We start from the raw sequence: 13,665 nt of genomic DNA, 5'->3' as shown, positions 1-13,665 counted from the left end.
CGCACACACGCGATGGATTTATGAGTGCGCGCCCTAGAAGCAAAGAGGCCGGGCTCTCGCCCGGCCTCTTCCTTCTGGATGGATGCCCGGGTCATCTGGCGCGAAGACGCGCTTCGCGCTTTTGCCCCGGGCATGACGAGCGGAGAGGGCGAGCCCTCACAACACCCGATTGCTCTCCTTCACCTTGTCCGCATCGAGATACAAGCTCTCGCCCATCTCCTTGAACTTGGCGCTCATCTGCGCCATGCCGTCCTCGATGGTGCCTGACATCGACGTCCCGATACCCGTCGGATCGTTGAGCGTCGCGGCGTAGTCGCGGACGTCCTGGGTGATCTTCATCGAGCAGAACTTTGGGCCGCACATCGAGCAGAAATGCGCGACCTTATGGGCTTCCTTCGGCAGGGTCTCGTCGTGGAAGTTCTTCGCGGTCTCGGGGTCGAGGCCGAGGCTGAACTGGTCCTGCCAGCGGAAGTCGAAGCGGGCGCGCGATAGCGCGTCGTCGCGGAGCTGGGCTGCGGGGTGGCCCTTGGCCAGGTCGGAGGCGTGGGCCGCGATCTTGTAGGTGATGACGCCGACCTTGACGTCGTTGCGGTCGGGCAGGCCGAGATGCTCCTTCGGCGTGACGTAGCAGAGCATGGCGCAGCCGAACCAGCCGATCATCGCGGCGCCAATGCCCGATGTGATGTGGTCATAGCCCGGCGCGATGTCTGTCGTCAGCGGTCCGAGGGTGTAGAACGGCGCCTCGCCGCACTCCTTGAGCTGCTTGTCCATGTTGATCTTGATCTTGTGCATCGGCACGTGGCCGGGGCCCTCGATCATGACCTGGCAGCCCTTGTCCCACGCGATCTTCGTGAGCTCGCCGAGCGTCTCGAGCTCGGCAAACTGCGCGCGGTCGTTGGCATCGGCAATCGAGCCGGGACGCAGGCCATCGCCAAGCGAGAACGAGACGTCATACTTGCGCATGAGGTCGCAGATCTCGTCGAAATGCGTGTAGAGGAAACTCTCCTTGTGATGCGCGAGGCACCACTTCGCCATGATCGAGCCGCCGCGCGACACGATGCCGGTGACGCGGTTGGCGGTGAGGTGGATATAGGGCAGCCGCACGCCGGCGTGGATCGTGAAATAGTCGACGCCCTGTTCGCACTGCTCGATCAGGGTGTCCTTGTAGAGCTCCCAGGTCAGCTTGACGGGATCGCCTTCGCACTTCTCCAGCGCCTGGTAGATCGGCACGGTGCCGATCGGCACCGGCGAGTTGCGCAAAATCCATTCGCGGGTGGTGTGGATGTTGCGCCCCGTGGAGAGGTCCATCACGGTGTCGGCGCCCCAGCGGATCGCCCACACCATCTTGTCGACCTCTTCCTCGACCGACGAGGTCACCGCCGAGTTGCCGATATTGGCGTTGATTTTCGTGAGGAAGTTGCGGCCGATGATCATCGGCTCGAGCTCGGCATGGTTGATGTTGGAGGGGATGATGGCGCGGCCGCGCGCGATCTCCGAGCGGACGAACTCCGGCGTGATGAAGGCCGGCACAGCGGCGCCGAAGCTTTCGCCGTCGGCAAGCGCGGCCTCGGCGCGCTCGAGCTGCTGCTTGCGGCCGAGATTCTCGCGCTCGGCGACGTAGATCATCTCCTTGGTGATGACGCCGGCGCGGGCGAACTCGAGCTGGGTGATCTTGTGGCCGTCGAGCCCGCGCAGCGGCGTGTGGTGCGCGGTGAACGCCTTGGCGGCATGCGACGCGCCGACATTGCCGTTGTCCTCCGGCTTGATGTCGCGGCCCTGATATTCCTCGACGCCGCCGCGCTCCTTGACCCAGGCGAGGCGATTGCGCGGCAGGCCGGTGTTGACGTCGATGGTCACGGCCGGATCGGTGTAGGGGCCCGAGGTGTCGTAGACCGGCAGGTTCGGCTCGCCGGCACCTTCCGACAGGATGATCTCGCGCAAGGGAACGCGGAGATCGGGTGCGGCCTCCGGCGTCGCAAAAATCTTGCGCGAGGAGGGCAGCGAGCCCGTGGTGACGGCGGGCCGGGTGGTGTCGGGGTTGGAGCGGATGTTCATAGCGCTATCCTCCGTTTTAATTCGTGTGCGAAATGTTGACCTCGTCATCCTGAGGAGCGCGAAGCGCGTCTCGAAGGATGAACGAGCCGGGCCGTCGACCCTTCGAGACGCGCGTGCCGCGCTCCTCAGGGTGACGGAATGGGCAGGGTGTTGTGGCCATCACGCCGCCTCCGCGTTGAGGCCGAGCCACTGCCGCACCCGCGCGTCGGGGTCGGCGTTCTGGGTGACGTCAGAGACGACGGCGATCGAGTCGGCGCCGGCAGCGAAGATCTCGGCGGCGTGCTCGAACTTGATGCCGCCGATCGCGACAAGCGGGATCGCGCCGATCCGCTTCTTCCACTCGGTGATCTTCGCAATGCCCTGCGGTTCGAACCGCATCGACTTCAGCGTGGTGAAGAAGATCGGGCCGAGCGCGACGTAGTCGGGTTTTGCCGCGAGCGCGGTCGCAAGCTCGGCGTCATCGTGGGTGGAGACGCCCAGCGTCAATTTTGCTTTGCGGATTTCACCGAGGTCCGCGTCGGCGAGGTCTTCCTGGCCGAGATGCAGGTGCTCGGCACCGGCAACGATCGCCGCGCGCCAGTAATCGTTGACGACGAGTTTCGTCGGCGTGCCCTTTGTGATCGCCAGCGCATCGCTGACGATCTGCAGCGCCCCGGCATCGTCGAGCTCTTTCGCGCGCAGCTGGATGGTGCCGACGCCAAGCTTTGTCAGGCGCTCGACCCACTTGATGCTGTCGACGACGGGATAGAACGGATCAGGATACGGCATGCCAGAACGGGGTCCCAACGACGGGGGTGGAGGGGGAGGCGAAGTCGCGGGCTTCCATCAGCCCGGCTTCATAGGCGGTGCGGCCGGCTTCGACGCCGAGGCGGAAGGCGTTGGCCATCGCGACGGGATCGGCGGCCTTGGCGACCGCAGTGTTGAGCAGCACGGCGTCATAGCCGAGCTCGAGCGCTTCGGCGGCATGCGACGGCGCGCCGAGACCGGCGTCGACCACCAGCGTGATATCGGGCAGGCGGTCGCGCAAAAGTTTCAGCGCGTCGCGGTTGGTGATGCCCTTCGCGCTGCCGATCGGCGCGGCCCATGGCATCACCACCTTGCAGCCGGCATCGACCAGCCGTGAGGCGACCGAGAAATCCTCGGTGCAATAGGGGAACACCTCGAACCCGTCCTTGATCAGGATCGCGGCGGCCTCGACCAGGCCGACCACGTCGGGCTGCAGCGTGTCGTTGTCGGCGATCACCTCGAGCTTGATCCAGGGCGTGCCGAACAATTCGCGCGCGAGCTTTGCGGTGGTCACCGCCTCCTTGACGCTGCGGCAGCCCGCGGTGTTCGGCAGCACGGTGACGCCGAGCTCGCGGATCAGCGACCAGAACGCATCGCCGGTCTTGCCCCCGGCCGCCTCGCGCCGCAGCGACACCGTGACGATGCTGGCGCCCGAGGCGCGGATCGCGCCCTGCATGATCGCCGGCGAGGGATAGAGCGCCGTGCCGATCAGGAGGCGGGAGGGGAAGGATTTGCCGTAGAAGGTGACCATGATCCGTGGTGTCTCCTCAAGCTATGCCGTCGTCCCGGCGAAGGCCGGGACCCATAACCACGACCGGGCATTGTTGCGACGAGCGTCTCCAAGTGTGCCCAAGGAAGGGCCGCGTCGTATGGGTCCCGGCTCCGTGCGCAAGCGCGCACTCGGCCGGGACGACGTGGGGAAAGTTCGTGCACGCATCGCCATCACCCTCCCTGCCGCGGCGTGATGATCTCGATCTCGTCGCCGGCTTGCAGCCGCGTCTCGGCCCAGCGGCTCTTCGGCACCACGTCGTAATTCAGCGCGATCGCGAAATGGGTGCCCTCGTAGTCGAGTTCGGCCAGCAGCGCATCGACGCTGGAAGCCGCGATCTCCCGGTGCTCACCATTTACAATCACACGCATTGGACGATCACGCGCATTGCATCACCTCATTGTCGATTTCGCCGCGCGCGATGTAGGCGAGCGTTAGCTCGGCCAGCGCCGGCGCCAGCAGGAAGCCGTGACGGTAGAGTCCGTTCACCGTGATGCGGTCCTGCTCGATCCTGATTTTGGGCAGATTGTCCGGAAATGCCGGGCGCAGGCCGGCGCCGAACTCGACGATGCGCGCCTCGGCGAACGCCGGATGCACCACATAGGCGGCCCCTAACAGCTCCAGCGCCGAGCGCACGCTGACGCCGTTGTCCTCGGCCTCGATCGATGTCGCGCCCAGCATGAAGCGGCCGTCGCCGCGCGGGATCACATAGAGCGGCCAGCGCGGATGGATCAGCCGCACCGGGCGCGACAGCTCGACCTCCGCGGTCTCGATGATGATCATCTCGCCCTTGACGCCGCGCAGGCTCGGCTCACGGTCGCGCGCGGCAAGGCCGCGGCAGTCGATCACGAGGCCGTCGAGATCTTTGGCGAGATCTTGGGCCTCGGCGTCGCTGCCGAACTTGATGGCGCCGCCGGCCTTGGCGATCGCGGCATGCAGTTGGGGCAGCACGCGGCGCGGCTCGACATGGCCCTCGTCGGGATAGAACAGGCCGTCACGGAAGCGGCCCTCGAGCGACGGCTCGAGTTCGCGGAGGCCCTCGGCGTCGAGCCTTCGGTGATTGGTGGTGAGGCGGGCGAAGCGCTCGAAATCGGCGCGGTCGCGCGGATGCGCCACCACCAGCGAGCCATTGAACGGGGTTTTGGGGAAATGCTGCCGCCACAAATCGAGCGCGCGGATGCCGAGCCGCGAGATCACGGGCTCGGATGCCTCCGCCTCGCACCAGGGCGCCAGCATTCCGCCGGCGAAGTGGCTTGTGGATTCCGTCATCGCGGCGTCACTGCGCTCATGCAGGGTGACGGCCCGTCCGGCCTCTGCGAGCAACAGCGCATGCCAGGCGCCGGCTATGCCTGCGCCGATGATGGAGACGGGGGAATCCCCCCGCGGTCTTGACGTCTGATACATCCCTGTCCCTTCGCCGGCATGACCCGGATCAGGTTCAAAGGGTCACCGCGGTCCCGAACTGATCGCCGTGATGGCGAAGTCCAAGCTTGCGGTATCTCAGCTCCTCCTTCGGAGCACCCCTCGGAACGCCCCTAATGTAGGCGGATGGGCGGATGTGTCAACTTGTATGCCAGGGACCGCACCTTGGGACGGCACCGCGGCGTGCGCAAAACTCGCGTGCCCCGGACGCAGCGCAGCGCGACAGCGGTGCGCTGCTGAGCCGGGGCCATTCTGCCGATCACAGGTCCCGGCTCTGCGGCGCAACGCTGCGCGCTGCACCGCGTCCGGGACACGAAGGCACTTATTTGGAAGCCTGTTCCGGCTTCGGTTCGGCGGTATCAGCCGTCATCTGGTCCTGGCTGGCGTCCTGTTTGGCGAGCTCCTTCGGTGCCGCACCCGCGCCGCCATGCTTCGCTTGCTTGAGGTGATCCCCGCGCTGGCGCTTTGCGACATAGTAATAGCCGCCCGCGAAATAACGCACGGCTCGGTCGTGATCGCCATTGGCGGCGCGAAAGGCGCCGGCGAGGTATTTGACGCCGTATTTGAGATTGGTTCCGGGCTCGCGCAGACCTTCGGCGGTACCGGTGTAGCCCAGGCCGCGCGCGGTGCCGAGCTTGATCTGCATCAGCCCGATGGTGCCGCCGCGCCCGATCAGCTGCGGATGGTACTTGCTCTCGCGCACGATGACGCGATGCACCAGCTCTTCCGGCACCAGGTTCGCCTGCGCCTCGGCCGCGACCATCGCCTCATATTGCACGCGCGATTGTGCATGCGCGCTGGTGCCGGAGGCCAGCTCTGCAATCGCGGCAAGGCAGCCAAGAAGGCAGCTAAGGGCTTGTACGGTCTTCATCTCGGTCGCTCGGGGCTTTCAGATGCGCGTCGGTTCTGCGGTCTGAATGGTACGGCGAGCGGGCAGGAATGTGGCAGAACCTTCGCATCAGCGAAGGTTCTGCGTCCGTAATTGTCCGAATGCCGGTGAAGCGGACGACGCGATTGCGAAGACAGATGCTTCAAATTGTTTGCTTCAATTGTCTCAGCCGAAAATTGTCTGCTTCAGTTTTTTCCGCTCTAAATTTCTTGGCCGCTTTTTGCCGCACGCTATCCACAAAGGTTTTTCGTGCAAACGATTCGGTGAAGGTTTACACTTCATCCATGGCAGCGCGCACTCAGTCAGCGCGTCTGTCCCTTCCAAAGCACGCAAGAAAACAACATTCGGGAGAAGCGCCATGGTCCGTCAGGACACAGGCTATATGCCTCGCGAAAATCCCTGCGCGCAATGCGGCAAGCCGATTGCCCGCCCCGATTGGGTGGAGCACAGCGAGGGGCGCACGTCTTATCTGTGGAATTGCCGCGCCTGCAATTACCGCTTCGAGGCGATCGCGATCTATGACGTAGCTCAGCTCACGCCACTTGCAGCCTGAATCTTTGTTGTCGCTCAGATCAGCCTGATCAGGCCGCAGATTTCTGCGGCGGCTGCAACTGCTGTTGACGCGCCGGCAATTCGATCCGGACCACGAGCCCGTGTGGCTTCCGATCGTGCAGCGACAGCGTGCCGCCATGCGCGAGCACGATGGCGTTGGCGATCGACAGGCCGAGGCCGAAACCCTCGGCCTCGTCCATGTTGCGCGCCTGGTCGCCGCGCACGAACGGCTCCAGCACGGTCGCCTTGTGCGCGTCCGAAATGCCGGGGCCGTCGTCCTCAATGTCGACCACGAGACTGTTGGCCTTGACTTCGAGCCGGACGGCGACTTCGCCGCCGAAGCGTGCGGCATTCTCCACCAGATTGGTGATGCAGCGATGCAGGTCGGCGGGCCGCGCGGTCGCCATGGCGTGCTGCGGCCCCTCGTAGCTCACCTTGTGCCCCATGTCGGCGAACTGGTCGGTGACGAGGTGCAGCGTGCTCGCGATGTCGACCAGCGTCATCTCCTCGAGCTTGCGATCGTTGCGCAGGAACGACAGCACCGATTCCAGCATCGAGCGCATCTGGTCGAGGTCGCGCAGCATGCGGTGGCGATGGGTCTCGTCCTCGATGAACTCGGCGCGCAGCCGCATCCGCGTGATCGGCGTGCGCAGATCGTGGCTGATCGCGGCCAGCATCTTGGTGCGGTCGTCGATCAAGGCGGTGATGCGCTCGCGCATCCGGTTGAGCGCCTTGGCCAGCGAACGGATCTCCTCGGGGCCGCGCTCGGGCAGCGGCGCGGCCGCGCCGTTCAGGCTGAAGGTCTCGGCGGCCTTGACGAAGGACGACAGCGGCGCCGTCAGCGCCCATGCCGCCCACAGGCCGAGCAGGGTGACGCTGATGACGGCGAACAGCACCGTCATCATCCACGGCCCACCCCAGAACGGCCGCATATGCTGATCCGGCATCAGGTTGGCGGCGAACATGGCGCCATCGGGCAGGCGGATCGCGACGCGGCGGATGTCGCCGTCATGCGGCGTGCTGCCCGCCTCGCGCGGCAGCGAGAAGACGTGATAGCCGGCGCCGAGCCGGCGCAGCGCGTGCAGGTTCGGCGTGTCGGTCTCGGTGAGCGCGCCGGTATCGGCCGGCACCTCACCGATTGCGAGTTGCGGGAAGGCTCTGGCGACGTCGGCCAGGAGCCGCGGCCGCTCCGATGCCGGGGCATGCCCGAGCAATTGTGCCGCAGCGGCGAGCTGGGCGTGGCCGCGATCCGAAGGCTCGGCCCTGTCAGGGCGATGGATCAGGAAGGTGGTGGTAATGATCAGATGCAGCGCGACGATCGAGACGACAACCAGCGCCGCCATCTGGGCGCCGATCCCCCGCAGACTCAGCACGCGCAGCAGCTTCATGGTCAGTTGCTCGTGGCGGCAACCGCCTCCACCCTCGGAGTGAACACATAGCCGCCGGAACGCACCGTCTTGATCATGGTGGCTTCCTGCGGATCGGGCTCGATCTTGCGGCGGATGCGGCTGACCAGCACGTCGATCGAACGCTCGAACGAACCGGCGCTGCGGCCCTGCGTCAGATCGAGCAGGCTGTCGCGCGACAGCACGCGGCCGGGCCGCTCGCAGAAGGTGCGCAGCAGGTCGAATTCGGCGCTGGTCATGGCGACGCGTGCACCCTCCGGGTTGCGCAGCTCCCGCAGGCGGATGTCGATGCGCCAGCCGAGGAAGCTCAGCGTGGTCGCGCCCTCGATCGCGCTGGCGTTGCGCGCGGCGGCCTGCCGGCGCAGCACCGCGTTGATGCGCGCCAAGAGCTCGCGCGGGTTGAACGGCTTGGCCAAATAGTCGTCGGCGCCCATCTCGAGGCCGAGGATGCGGTCGACGTCCTCGCCGCGCGCGGTCAGCATGATGATCGGTGTCTGCGACTCCGCGCGCACCTTGCGGCACAGGCTGAGGCCGTCCTCGCCGGGCAGCATGACGTCGAGCACCAGGAGATCCACCCGGTGGTCGGTCATCGCCTTGGCCATTTCGCGGCCATCGGAGGCGGTCGTGACATGGCAGGAATTGGTGCGGAGATATTTTGCGATGAGGGACCGCGTCTCGCGGTCGTCCTCGACGACTAGGATATTGGGCGCAGCCTGGGTCATACCGACTCTTTTGTCCGTGATTCGGGGGAAGCGGCTCAGGAATTTTGTTTCAGTATATTTCTGAAATCTTGCCCGGCAGATGGAGTTTACAGGTCGCCGGGGCGGAGAAAAGTTATCGTTCTGTCATCAAGCCAATGCGTTGAAATTCGGGCCGATCTGTTGCCGGCCGGCGCCCCGGGGTCCGTGATCACCGCGGCCCGAAAAGGGGAAGGTTAGCTGTCATATCCGGGGCCGGAACCCGAACCCCCGGCGACGCGTTGTTTCTACTTTCAGGCCAGGAGGGTGAGATGGCTGTCGACGTCAGGACCGAGACGGTGACCGACACCAGCATCAGACCGCATCAGCTCATTGCAAGCGATCGGGTCGAAGGTACCGCGGTGCGCCGGGCCAACGGGGACATGGTCGGCCACATCGAGCGCCTGATGATCGACAAGATCTCCGGCAAGGTGTCGTACGCGGTGCTGAGCTTCGGTGGCTTCCTCGGCATCGGAACCAATTTGCTTCCGCTGCCTTGGGGCCGGCTGCACTACAATCTGAAGTTCGAAGCCTACGAGCTCGACATCGAGGATGACGAGCTGAAGCGCGCACCGTCGTTCCGCGCCGACAAGGATTTCGACTGGGGCGACCGCTCGCAGGAAGTCGAGCTGCATCGCTTCTACGGCGTGCCGCCTTACTGGGGCGGCTTCTGAGCGCGCAGCACTTCGCGCAAACATTGCGGCGAGCGCCAGCCTGTGCAGCGCGGTTCGCCGGGACGACTTAGTGAGCCAAACATCGTCACATCGGGGACTGCGCGTCCGGCGCAGTCGTGAGGCTCAACCGCAACTTACTTGAGAGATCAAGATCGCTCTCGTCAAGCACCGCAGCGTTTCCCTGCGCTTGACGTCCACACGCTCCGGTTTGCTGCATCGCTTCCACCGCGTTCCCAAGTGACGTTCCCGAGTAGTGGGGCGGCTTTTGATCGCAGGCCCGGTAGGAACGGTTGCCGAGATGACGGGTTTTCCCTGCATCGATTTTGCGAAATGAGGAGAGCCATATGTTGATGAAATCCATCATTGCCGGCGTTGCCGGCACCGCGCTGCTTGCAACCGCAGCCTTTGCGCAGACGCCGACCGACAAGGGCGACAAGATGTCTCCGGCGGCATCGACGACATCGACCACGTCACCAGCCTCGTATCAGGGCAATTGGCGCGCCTCCAAGGTCGTCGGCCTCAGCGTGTACAACGACAAGAACGAGAGCGTCGGCTCGATCAATGATCTGCTGATGGACAAGGACGGTGCCATCAAGGCAGTCGTGATCGGCGTCGGCGGCTTCCTTGGCGTCGGCGAGCATCTGGTCGCCGTGCCGCTCGACAAGGTGAAGTTCGCAAGCGAGCCGATCGCCTATACCGGCGCGTCGAACACCGGCAGCACAACCAAGTCGACGACCACCACGGGCGCGGCACCTGCTGCCGCGACGTCGAAGCCGAATCCCTGGTATCCGGACCACGCGGTGTTCGCTGCGACCAAGGATGAGCTGAAGGCGATGCCGGAGTTCAAATACGCCACCGATTAACGCGCATCGCATGCTGTGAAAGCCAAACGCGCCCGGTGCTGCCGGGCGCGTTTTGTTGTGCCTTGCACGAAAGTCAGCTCGTCTGCTGTCGCACGAGACGCCGCGGACTCATACTTGATGTTGCGGAAACCTCCGCCTGGTTCATACTGCCGCCAATCCCTTCCTCCAGAGCTCTTTCCGTTCCGATGGAATCGGAACGGAGCTCTAGATTCTTGTTTTGACGCGTTTTCTTCACGCGAAGCGGTATCCACTTCGCTCGAAAACGCTCTAGAGTGCCTCGACTTCACGATCCATTGGCCGAGGAAGAATATTCCGACGCCTGCAAGAGGTGACGACCATGGACGTCGACAAGGCCACCGCAGTGATTTCCGCAGCTGGCATTGAGCTGACCGATCGGCGCCGGAACGGCACGGATGATGGCTGGTCCCTCAGTTTCTCCAATGGCGCTGTCCTGGAGGTCAGGGACAATGGGGAAGTCTCTGCTTCCGGCAAAGGGGCCGAGGCGGTCGCAGGCCTTCTCGGGTTGCCCAAAAAATCCGGCTGAGGCTGACGCCACGACCGGGTGCCGGGCTCGGTGTGAGCCTTCACTTCGCCGGCTGATATCCGTCGGTCAGCGTCCCGAGAAAGGCGACGACATCGTCGATCTCGGCGGACGTCAGTGCTGGCTCATCTCCAGCCTTGCGGTCAAACGGCGGATCCAAGCAGACGTTGGCCTTTGGCCTGTCGGGCAGATCGTCATATTTGTCGATGCTGCCGTCGACCTTGCGCGGGTACCAACGCTCGGGCCGGGTTTCCCGCTCGACATAGAACCGCACGACGTCGCGCAGGGAATGCACCGCGCCGTTGTGAAAGAAGGTCTGGCGTAGCGCGACATTGCGGAGTGTCGGGGTACGGAAGAGGCCGCAATAGTCTTCGCGCTTCAGGAAATCCGTGCGCAGGGGTCCGCAGAGGCCGAGGTCGAAATAGGCCGGGTCCTTGTTGGCGGGAATGTCGGGATTGCGCGGCACGCCGAGAGCAATCAGTCCGTAATCGGTGAACTGCGGCGGGGTGCCGTCATTGCCCCGCCGGCTGATGTGGCAGGAGGCGCAATTGCCCTTGTTCGCTGCATTGAACAGGTCGAGCCCCCGCGCTTCCGCGGGCGTGAGTTCGGCCTTGCCGGCCAGCACCGCGTCATATTTGCTCGAATAGGGATAAAAAGTCGGATAGTCCTGCTGGTACACTTCGAGTGCCTTGAGGGCCGTCTTGTACGCGGTGGCGGGATTGGCGGCCTTCCTGGGCCCGACAATGGCCGCGATCGCCTTGCCATGGCCTGCCGCGAGCACCCGGCGGGCCACGTCGGCCTCGTCTCGATTGCCCATCTCGAAATCCGAGAGCAGTGGAATCCTGGCCTGGTCGGCACCACGGTCGACCCGCCCATCCCAGGTGAGGCCACCCGTCGGGCCATTGTCGACGCTTTCGTCGGCCTCGTCCTCGGAATCATGGAAATGCTCGGTGAAGGACGGCACCACCTGCAGATATTTCAGGGAGGGGACGGCGCGCACCCCCGGCTGACGCAGGTCGCCACCTCCCAGTTGCACCGGCATGGCATTGGCCGGGCCGAAACCGTGGGCGGGATCGTGGCAGGACGAACAGGCGAGCTTGCCGGACGGCGAGAGAGATGGATCGAAAAATAGAGCCTGACCGAGTGCGCTGAGCCGCTCGGCCAGCCGGCGCGCCTCGGCACGCGACATTTCCTGCCTGGCCTGGCCGGGACCGATGGTCAAAGCCAGCAGCACCATCGCGGACGCGAAAGCCCGATACTTAATCCGCATGTTGCAAACCGCGCCTATGGCTGGACATCGTCATGGCGATCCGAAGGTGCCTTTGCCGAGCGTCTGGGCTATGACGAAGACCGAACGGAACGATAGCAACAATCCGGTGAGTGCAGGGGGCTGGAATGCGAACGAAATCGGCGGTTGTCGTTTTTGTATCGAGTTTCTTCATCGGTGCGTGCGGTCCGGCGCTGGCGGCCGGGGACAGTCCGGGCCCCAAGAAGGATGCCGCCGGCGATCTGGCGCTGATCGACACTGTCGTCGTGATCTATGCGGAGAACCGCAGCTTCGACAATCTCTACGGCCGTTTTCCGGGCGCGAATGGCGTGGCCAAGGCGTCCGCCTCGACGCGGATCCAGCGCGATCGCGACGGCAAGCCGTTCCGTGAGTTGCCGCCGATCTGGGAAGGCCTGACCGCCAAGGGTGTCACGCCGCCGATCACCCAGGCCGAGACCGAGCATCTGCCCAATCGCCCCTTCTATGCTGACGACCCGAAGGGCTTCAAGCTGAGCTACGGCACCATCACGCGCGACCTCTGGCACCGCTTCTATCAGAACCAGATGCAGATCAATGGCGGACGTAACGACAAATTCGTCGCCCATGCCGACTCGGGCGCCCTGGTGATGAGCCTCTGGGACGGATCGAAATTGGCGATGTGGAAGCTGGCCGAGAAATATGTGCTGGCCGACAATTTCTTCATGGGGGCCTTCGGCGGCTCCTTCCTCAACCATCAATGGTTGGTCTGCGCCTGCGTCCCTTACTATCCCCGTGCCGATACCAACCCCGCCAAGCCGTCGATCTCGGTTGTCGAACGCGATGGCGTGACGTTGACGCAGGCCGCCAACTCGCCGATATCGGCGATGGACGGCATTCCGAAATATGCCGGCGACGGCAATCTCACCCCTGATTTCTACGCCGTGAACACCATGCAGCCGCCCTATCAGCCGAGCGGCAACGACCCCGCGAAGGATGGCGACAAGGCCTATGCGGATCCGAAGAATGCGACGACGCTTGTGCCGCAGATCGAGCCGACCATCGGAGATTTGCTCAGCCTCAAGCACGTGACGTGGGCCTGGTATGGCGGGGCCTGGCAGGATGTGCTCGACCATGGCAACAAGTCGCCGGTGCCGAACTTCCAGTATCACCACCAGCCGCTCAATTACTATGCGAGCTTCGCCCCGGGCACCGCGGCCCGTGCCGAGCATCTGCTTGACGGCGGCCTGGCGGGCAAGGAGTTCATCAAGGCGATCGACGACGGCAAGCTGCCGCAGGTTTCCTTCTACAAGCCGCAGGGCGACCTCAACGAACATTCGGGCTATGCCGATATCCAGGCCGGCGACAGCCATATCGCCGATGTCGTCGCGCATCTCGAGAAGAGCCCGCAATGGCCGCATATGCTGGTCGTCATCACCCATGACGAGAATGGCGGCCTGTGGGATCACGTGGCGCCCCCCAAGGGCGATCGGTGGGGCCCTGGCTCACGCATCCCGGCCATCATCGTCTCTCCCTATGCCCGCCGCGGTTATGTCGACCATACGCCGATGGACACGACATCGATCCTGCGCTTCATCACGCGCCGCTTCGAACTGCCGACGCTGCACGGCATCACCGTGCGCGACGCTGCGATCGCCGCTCATGGTCAGAAGCCGCTCGGCGACCTGACCAGCGCGCTGGTGCTCAAGGGGAAGTGAGGCGGAGGCT

Annotated in this window: 15 protein-coding genes and 1 riboswitch; of the genes, 5 read left to right on the top strand and 10 right to left on the bottom strand. The window is 64.5% G+C overall.

Going from position 1 to position 13,665, the window contains the following annotated elements; genetic code table 11:
- Nucleotides 1-156: 156 nt before the first annotated feature.
- The 6 genes from thiC to HAP48_RS03220 all read right to left on the bottom strand — a co-directional run bounded on the left by thiC (nt 157) and on the right by HAP48_RS03220 (nt 5,903).
- Nucleotides 157-2,055, bottom strand: a complete 1,899-nt coding sequence (gene thiC / locus HAP48_RS03245) for a phosphomethylpyrimidine synthase ThiC (protein ID WP_166214795.1) — start codon at nt 2,053-2,055, stop codon at nt 157-159.
- Nucleotides 2,056-2,214: 159 nt separating this feature from the next.
- Complete coding sequence (locus HAP48_RS03240) at nt 2,215-2,823, bottom strand: thiamine phosphate synthase (RefSeq protein ID WP_166214797.1); 609 nt, start codon at nt 2,821-2,823, stop codon at nt 2,215-2,217.
- Entirely contained in the window at nt 2,810-3,592 is a 783-nt protein-coding gene (locus HAP48_RS03235) for a thiazole synthase (RefSeq protein WP_166214800.1), read from the bottom strand. The genes HAP48_RS03240 and HAP48_RS03235 overlap by 14 nt, the downstream gene beginning before the upstream one ends.
- Nucleotides 3,593-3,783: 191 nt before the next feature.
- Nucleotides 3,784-3,981, bottom strand: coding sequence for a sulfur carrier protein ThiS (gene thiS / locus HAP48_RS03230; protein ID WP_166214802.1), 198 nt, complete (start codon nt 3,979-3,981; stop codon nt 3,784-3,786).
- A 7-nt stretch (nt 3,982-3,988) separates the two neighbouring features.
- Nucleotides 3,989-5,014 carry an FAD-dependent oxidoreductase gene (locus HAP48_RS03225; protein WP_166214804.1) on the bottom strand — a complete coding sequence of 342 codons (1,026 nt, stop codon included), beginning with the start codon at nt 5,012-5,014 and terminating at the stop codon, nt 3,989-3,991.
- Nucleotides 5,002-5,145: riboswitch (TPP riboswitch) on the bottom strand. It overlaps the preceding gene by 13 nt.
- Before the next feature lie 209 nt (nt 5,146-5,354).
- Complete coding sequence (locus HAP48_RS03220) at nt 5,355-5,903, bottom strand: lytic transglycosylase domain-containing protein (RefSeq protein ID WP_166214806.1); 549 nt, start codon at nt 5,901-5,903, stop codon at nt 5,355-5,357.
- A gap of 376 nt (nt 5,904-6,279) precedes the next feature.
- Here HAP48_RS03220 and HAP48_RS03215 point away from each other — a divergent pair, with 376 nt between their 5' ends.
- A complete protein-coding gene (locus HAP48_RS03215) occupies nt 6,280-6,474 on the top strand; it encodes a hypothetical protein (RefSeq protein WP_029078977.1) in 195 nt (64 codons plus the stop codon).
- A 28-nt stretch (nt 6,475-6,502) separates the two neighbouring features.
- Here the strand turns inward: HAP48_RS03215 and HAP48_RS03210 are convergent, their stop codons facing one another.
- Both HAP48_RS03210 and HAP48_RS03205 read right to left on the bottom strand, forming a co-directional pair.
- Nucleotides 6,503-7,861: an ATP-binding protein gene (locus HAP48_RS03210; protein WP_166214808.1), complete on the bottom strand. Its 1,359-nt coding sequence runs from the start codon at nt 7,859-7,861 to the stop codon at nt 6,503-6,505.
- A gap of 2 nt (nt 7,862-7,863) precedes the next feature.
- A complete protein-coding gene (locus tag HAP48_RS03205; protein WP_029078975.1) occupies nt 7,864-8,601 on the bottom strand; it encodes a response regulator in 738 nt (245 codons plus the stop codon).
- A gap of 287 nt (nt 8,602-8,888) precedes the next feature.
- Here HAP48_RS03205 and HAP48_RS03200 point away from each other — a divergent pair, with 287 nt between their 5' ends.
- Nucleotides 8,889-9,290 (top strand): PRC-barrel domain-containing protein, encoded by a 402-nt coding sequence (locus HAP48_RS03200; RefSeq protein ID WP_166214810.1) that lies wholly within the window; start codon nt 8,889-8,891, stop codon nt 9,288-9,290.
- Nucleotides 9,291-9,375: 85 nt separating this feature from the next.
- Here HAP48_RS03200 and HAP48_RS03195 read toward each other — a convergent pair whose 3' ends face one another.
- The gene (locus tag HAP48_RS03195; RefSeq protein ID WP_166214812.1) at nt 9,376-9,654 is read right to left on the bottom strand and encodes a hypothetical protein; all 279 of its coding nucleotides are present in this window, start codon (nt 9,652-9,654) and stop codon (nt 9,376-9,378) included.
- Between HAP48_RS03195 and HAP48_RS03190 the strand changes: the two genes are divergently transcribed.
- Together HAP48_RS03190 and HAP48_RS03185 are read left to right on the top strand one after the other, a co-directional pair.
- Nucleotides 9,635-10,153, top strand: coding sequence for a PRC-barrel domain-containing protein (locus HAP48_RS03190; protein ID WP_166214814.1), 519 nt, complete (start codon nt 9,635-9,637; stop codon nt 10,151-10,153). The genes HAP48_RS03195 and HAP48_RS03190 overlap by 20 nt on opposite strands.
- Nucleotides 10,154-10,490: 337 nt before the next feature.
- Nucleotides 10,491-10,697: a hypothetical protein gene (locus tag HAP48_RS03185; protein WP_029078972.1), complete on the top strand. Its 207-nt coding sequence runs from the start codon at nt 10,491-10,493 to the stop codon at nt 10,695-10,697.
- A 40-nt stretch (nt 10,698-10,737) separates the two neighbouring features.
- On the opposite strand, the gene HAP48_RS03180 is transcribed toward HAP48_RS03185, so the two are convergent.
- Nucleotides 10,738-11,931 carry a cytochrome-c peroxidase gene (locus tag HAP48_RS03180; RefSeq protein WP_224497129.1) on the bottom strand — a complete coding sequence of 398 codons (1,194 nt, stop codon included), beginning with the start codon at nt 11,929-11,931 and terminating at the stop codon, nt 10,738-10,740.
- A 158-nt stretch (nt 11,932-12,089) separates the two neighbouring features.
- On the opposite strand from HAP48_RS03180, the gene HAP48_RS03175 reads away from it, so the two are divergent.
- Complete coding sequence (locus HAP48_RS03175) at nt 12,090-13,655, top strand: acid phosphatase (RefSeq protein WP_166214818.1); 1,566 nt, start codon at nt 12,090-12,092, stop codon at nt 13,653-13,655.
- Nucleotides 13,656-13,665 lie beyond the last annotated feature (10 nt).

The sequence above is a fragment of the Bradyrhizobium septentrionale genome (assembly GCF_011516645.4).
GTDB classification, from domain to species: domain Bacteria; phylum Pseudomonadota; class Alphaproteobacteria; order Rhizobiales; family Xanthobacteraceae; genus Bradyrhizobium; species Bradyrhizobium septentrionale.
The sequence above is the reverse complement of the archived record's forward strand: the minus strand, read 5'-3'. Positions and strand labels throughout refer to the sequence as shown.

Coding starts and splice junctions, on each gene's coding strand:
- thiC (WP_166214795.1), bottom strand. CDS start 2,055: ATGAACATCCGCTCCAACCCCGACACCACCCGGCCCGCCGTCACCACG.
- HAP48_RS03240 (WP_166214797.1), bottom strand. CDS start 2,823: ATGCCGTATCCTGATCCGTTCTATCCCGTCGTCGACAGCATCAAGTGG.
- HAP48_RS03235 (WP_166214800.1), bottom strand. CDS start 3,592: ATGGTCACCTTCTACGGCAAATCCTTCCCCTCCCGCCTCCTGATCGGC.
- thiS (WP_166214802.1), bottom strand. CDS start 3,981: ATGCGTGTGATTGTAAATGGTGAGCACCGGGAGATCGCGGCTTCCAGC.
- HAP48_RS03225 (WP_166214804.1), bottom strand. CDS start 5,014: ATGTATCAGACGTCAAGACCGCGGGGGGATTCCCCCGTCTCCATCATC.
- HAP48_RS03220 (WP_166214806.1), bottom strand. CDS start 5,903: ATGAAGACCGTACAAGCCCTTAGCTGCCTTCTTGGCTGCCTTGCCGCG.
- HAP48_RS03215 (WP_029078977.1), top strand. CDS start 6,280: ATGGTCCGTCAGGACACAGGCTATATGCCTCGCGAAAATCCCTGCGCG.
- HAP48_RS03210 (WP_166214808.1), bottom strand. CDS start 7,861: ATGAAGCTGCTGCGCGTGCTGAGTCTGCGGGGGATCGGCGCCCAGATG.
- HAP48_RS03205 (WP_029078975.1), bottom strand. CDS start 8,601: ATGACCCAGGCTGCGCCCAATATCCTAGTCGTCGAGGACGACCGCGAG.
- HAP48_RS03200 (WP_166214810.1), top strand. CDS start 8,889: ATGGCTGTCGACGTCAGGACCGAGACGGTGACCGACACCAGCATCAGA.
- HAP48_RS03190 (WP_166214814.1), top strand. CDS start 9,635: ATGTTGATGAAATCCATCATTGCCGGCGTTGCCGGCACCGCGCTGCTT.
- HAP48_RS03195 (WP_166214812.1), bottom strand. CDS start 9,654: ATGATGGATTTCATCAACATATGGCTCTCCTCATTTCGCAAAATCGAT.
- HAP48_RS03185 (WP_029078972.1), top strand. CDS start 10,491: ATGGACGTCGACAAGGCCACCGCAGTGATTTCCGCAGCTGGCATTGAG.
- HAP48_RS03180 (WP_224497129.1), bottom strand. CDS start 11,931: ATGGTGCTGCTGGCTTTGACCATCGGTCCCGGCCAGGCCAGGCAGGAA.
- HAP48_RS03175 (WP_166214818.1), top strand. CDS start 12,090: ATGCGAACGAAATCGGCGGTTGTCGTTTTTGTATCGAGTTTCTTCATC.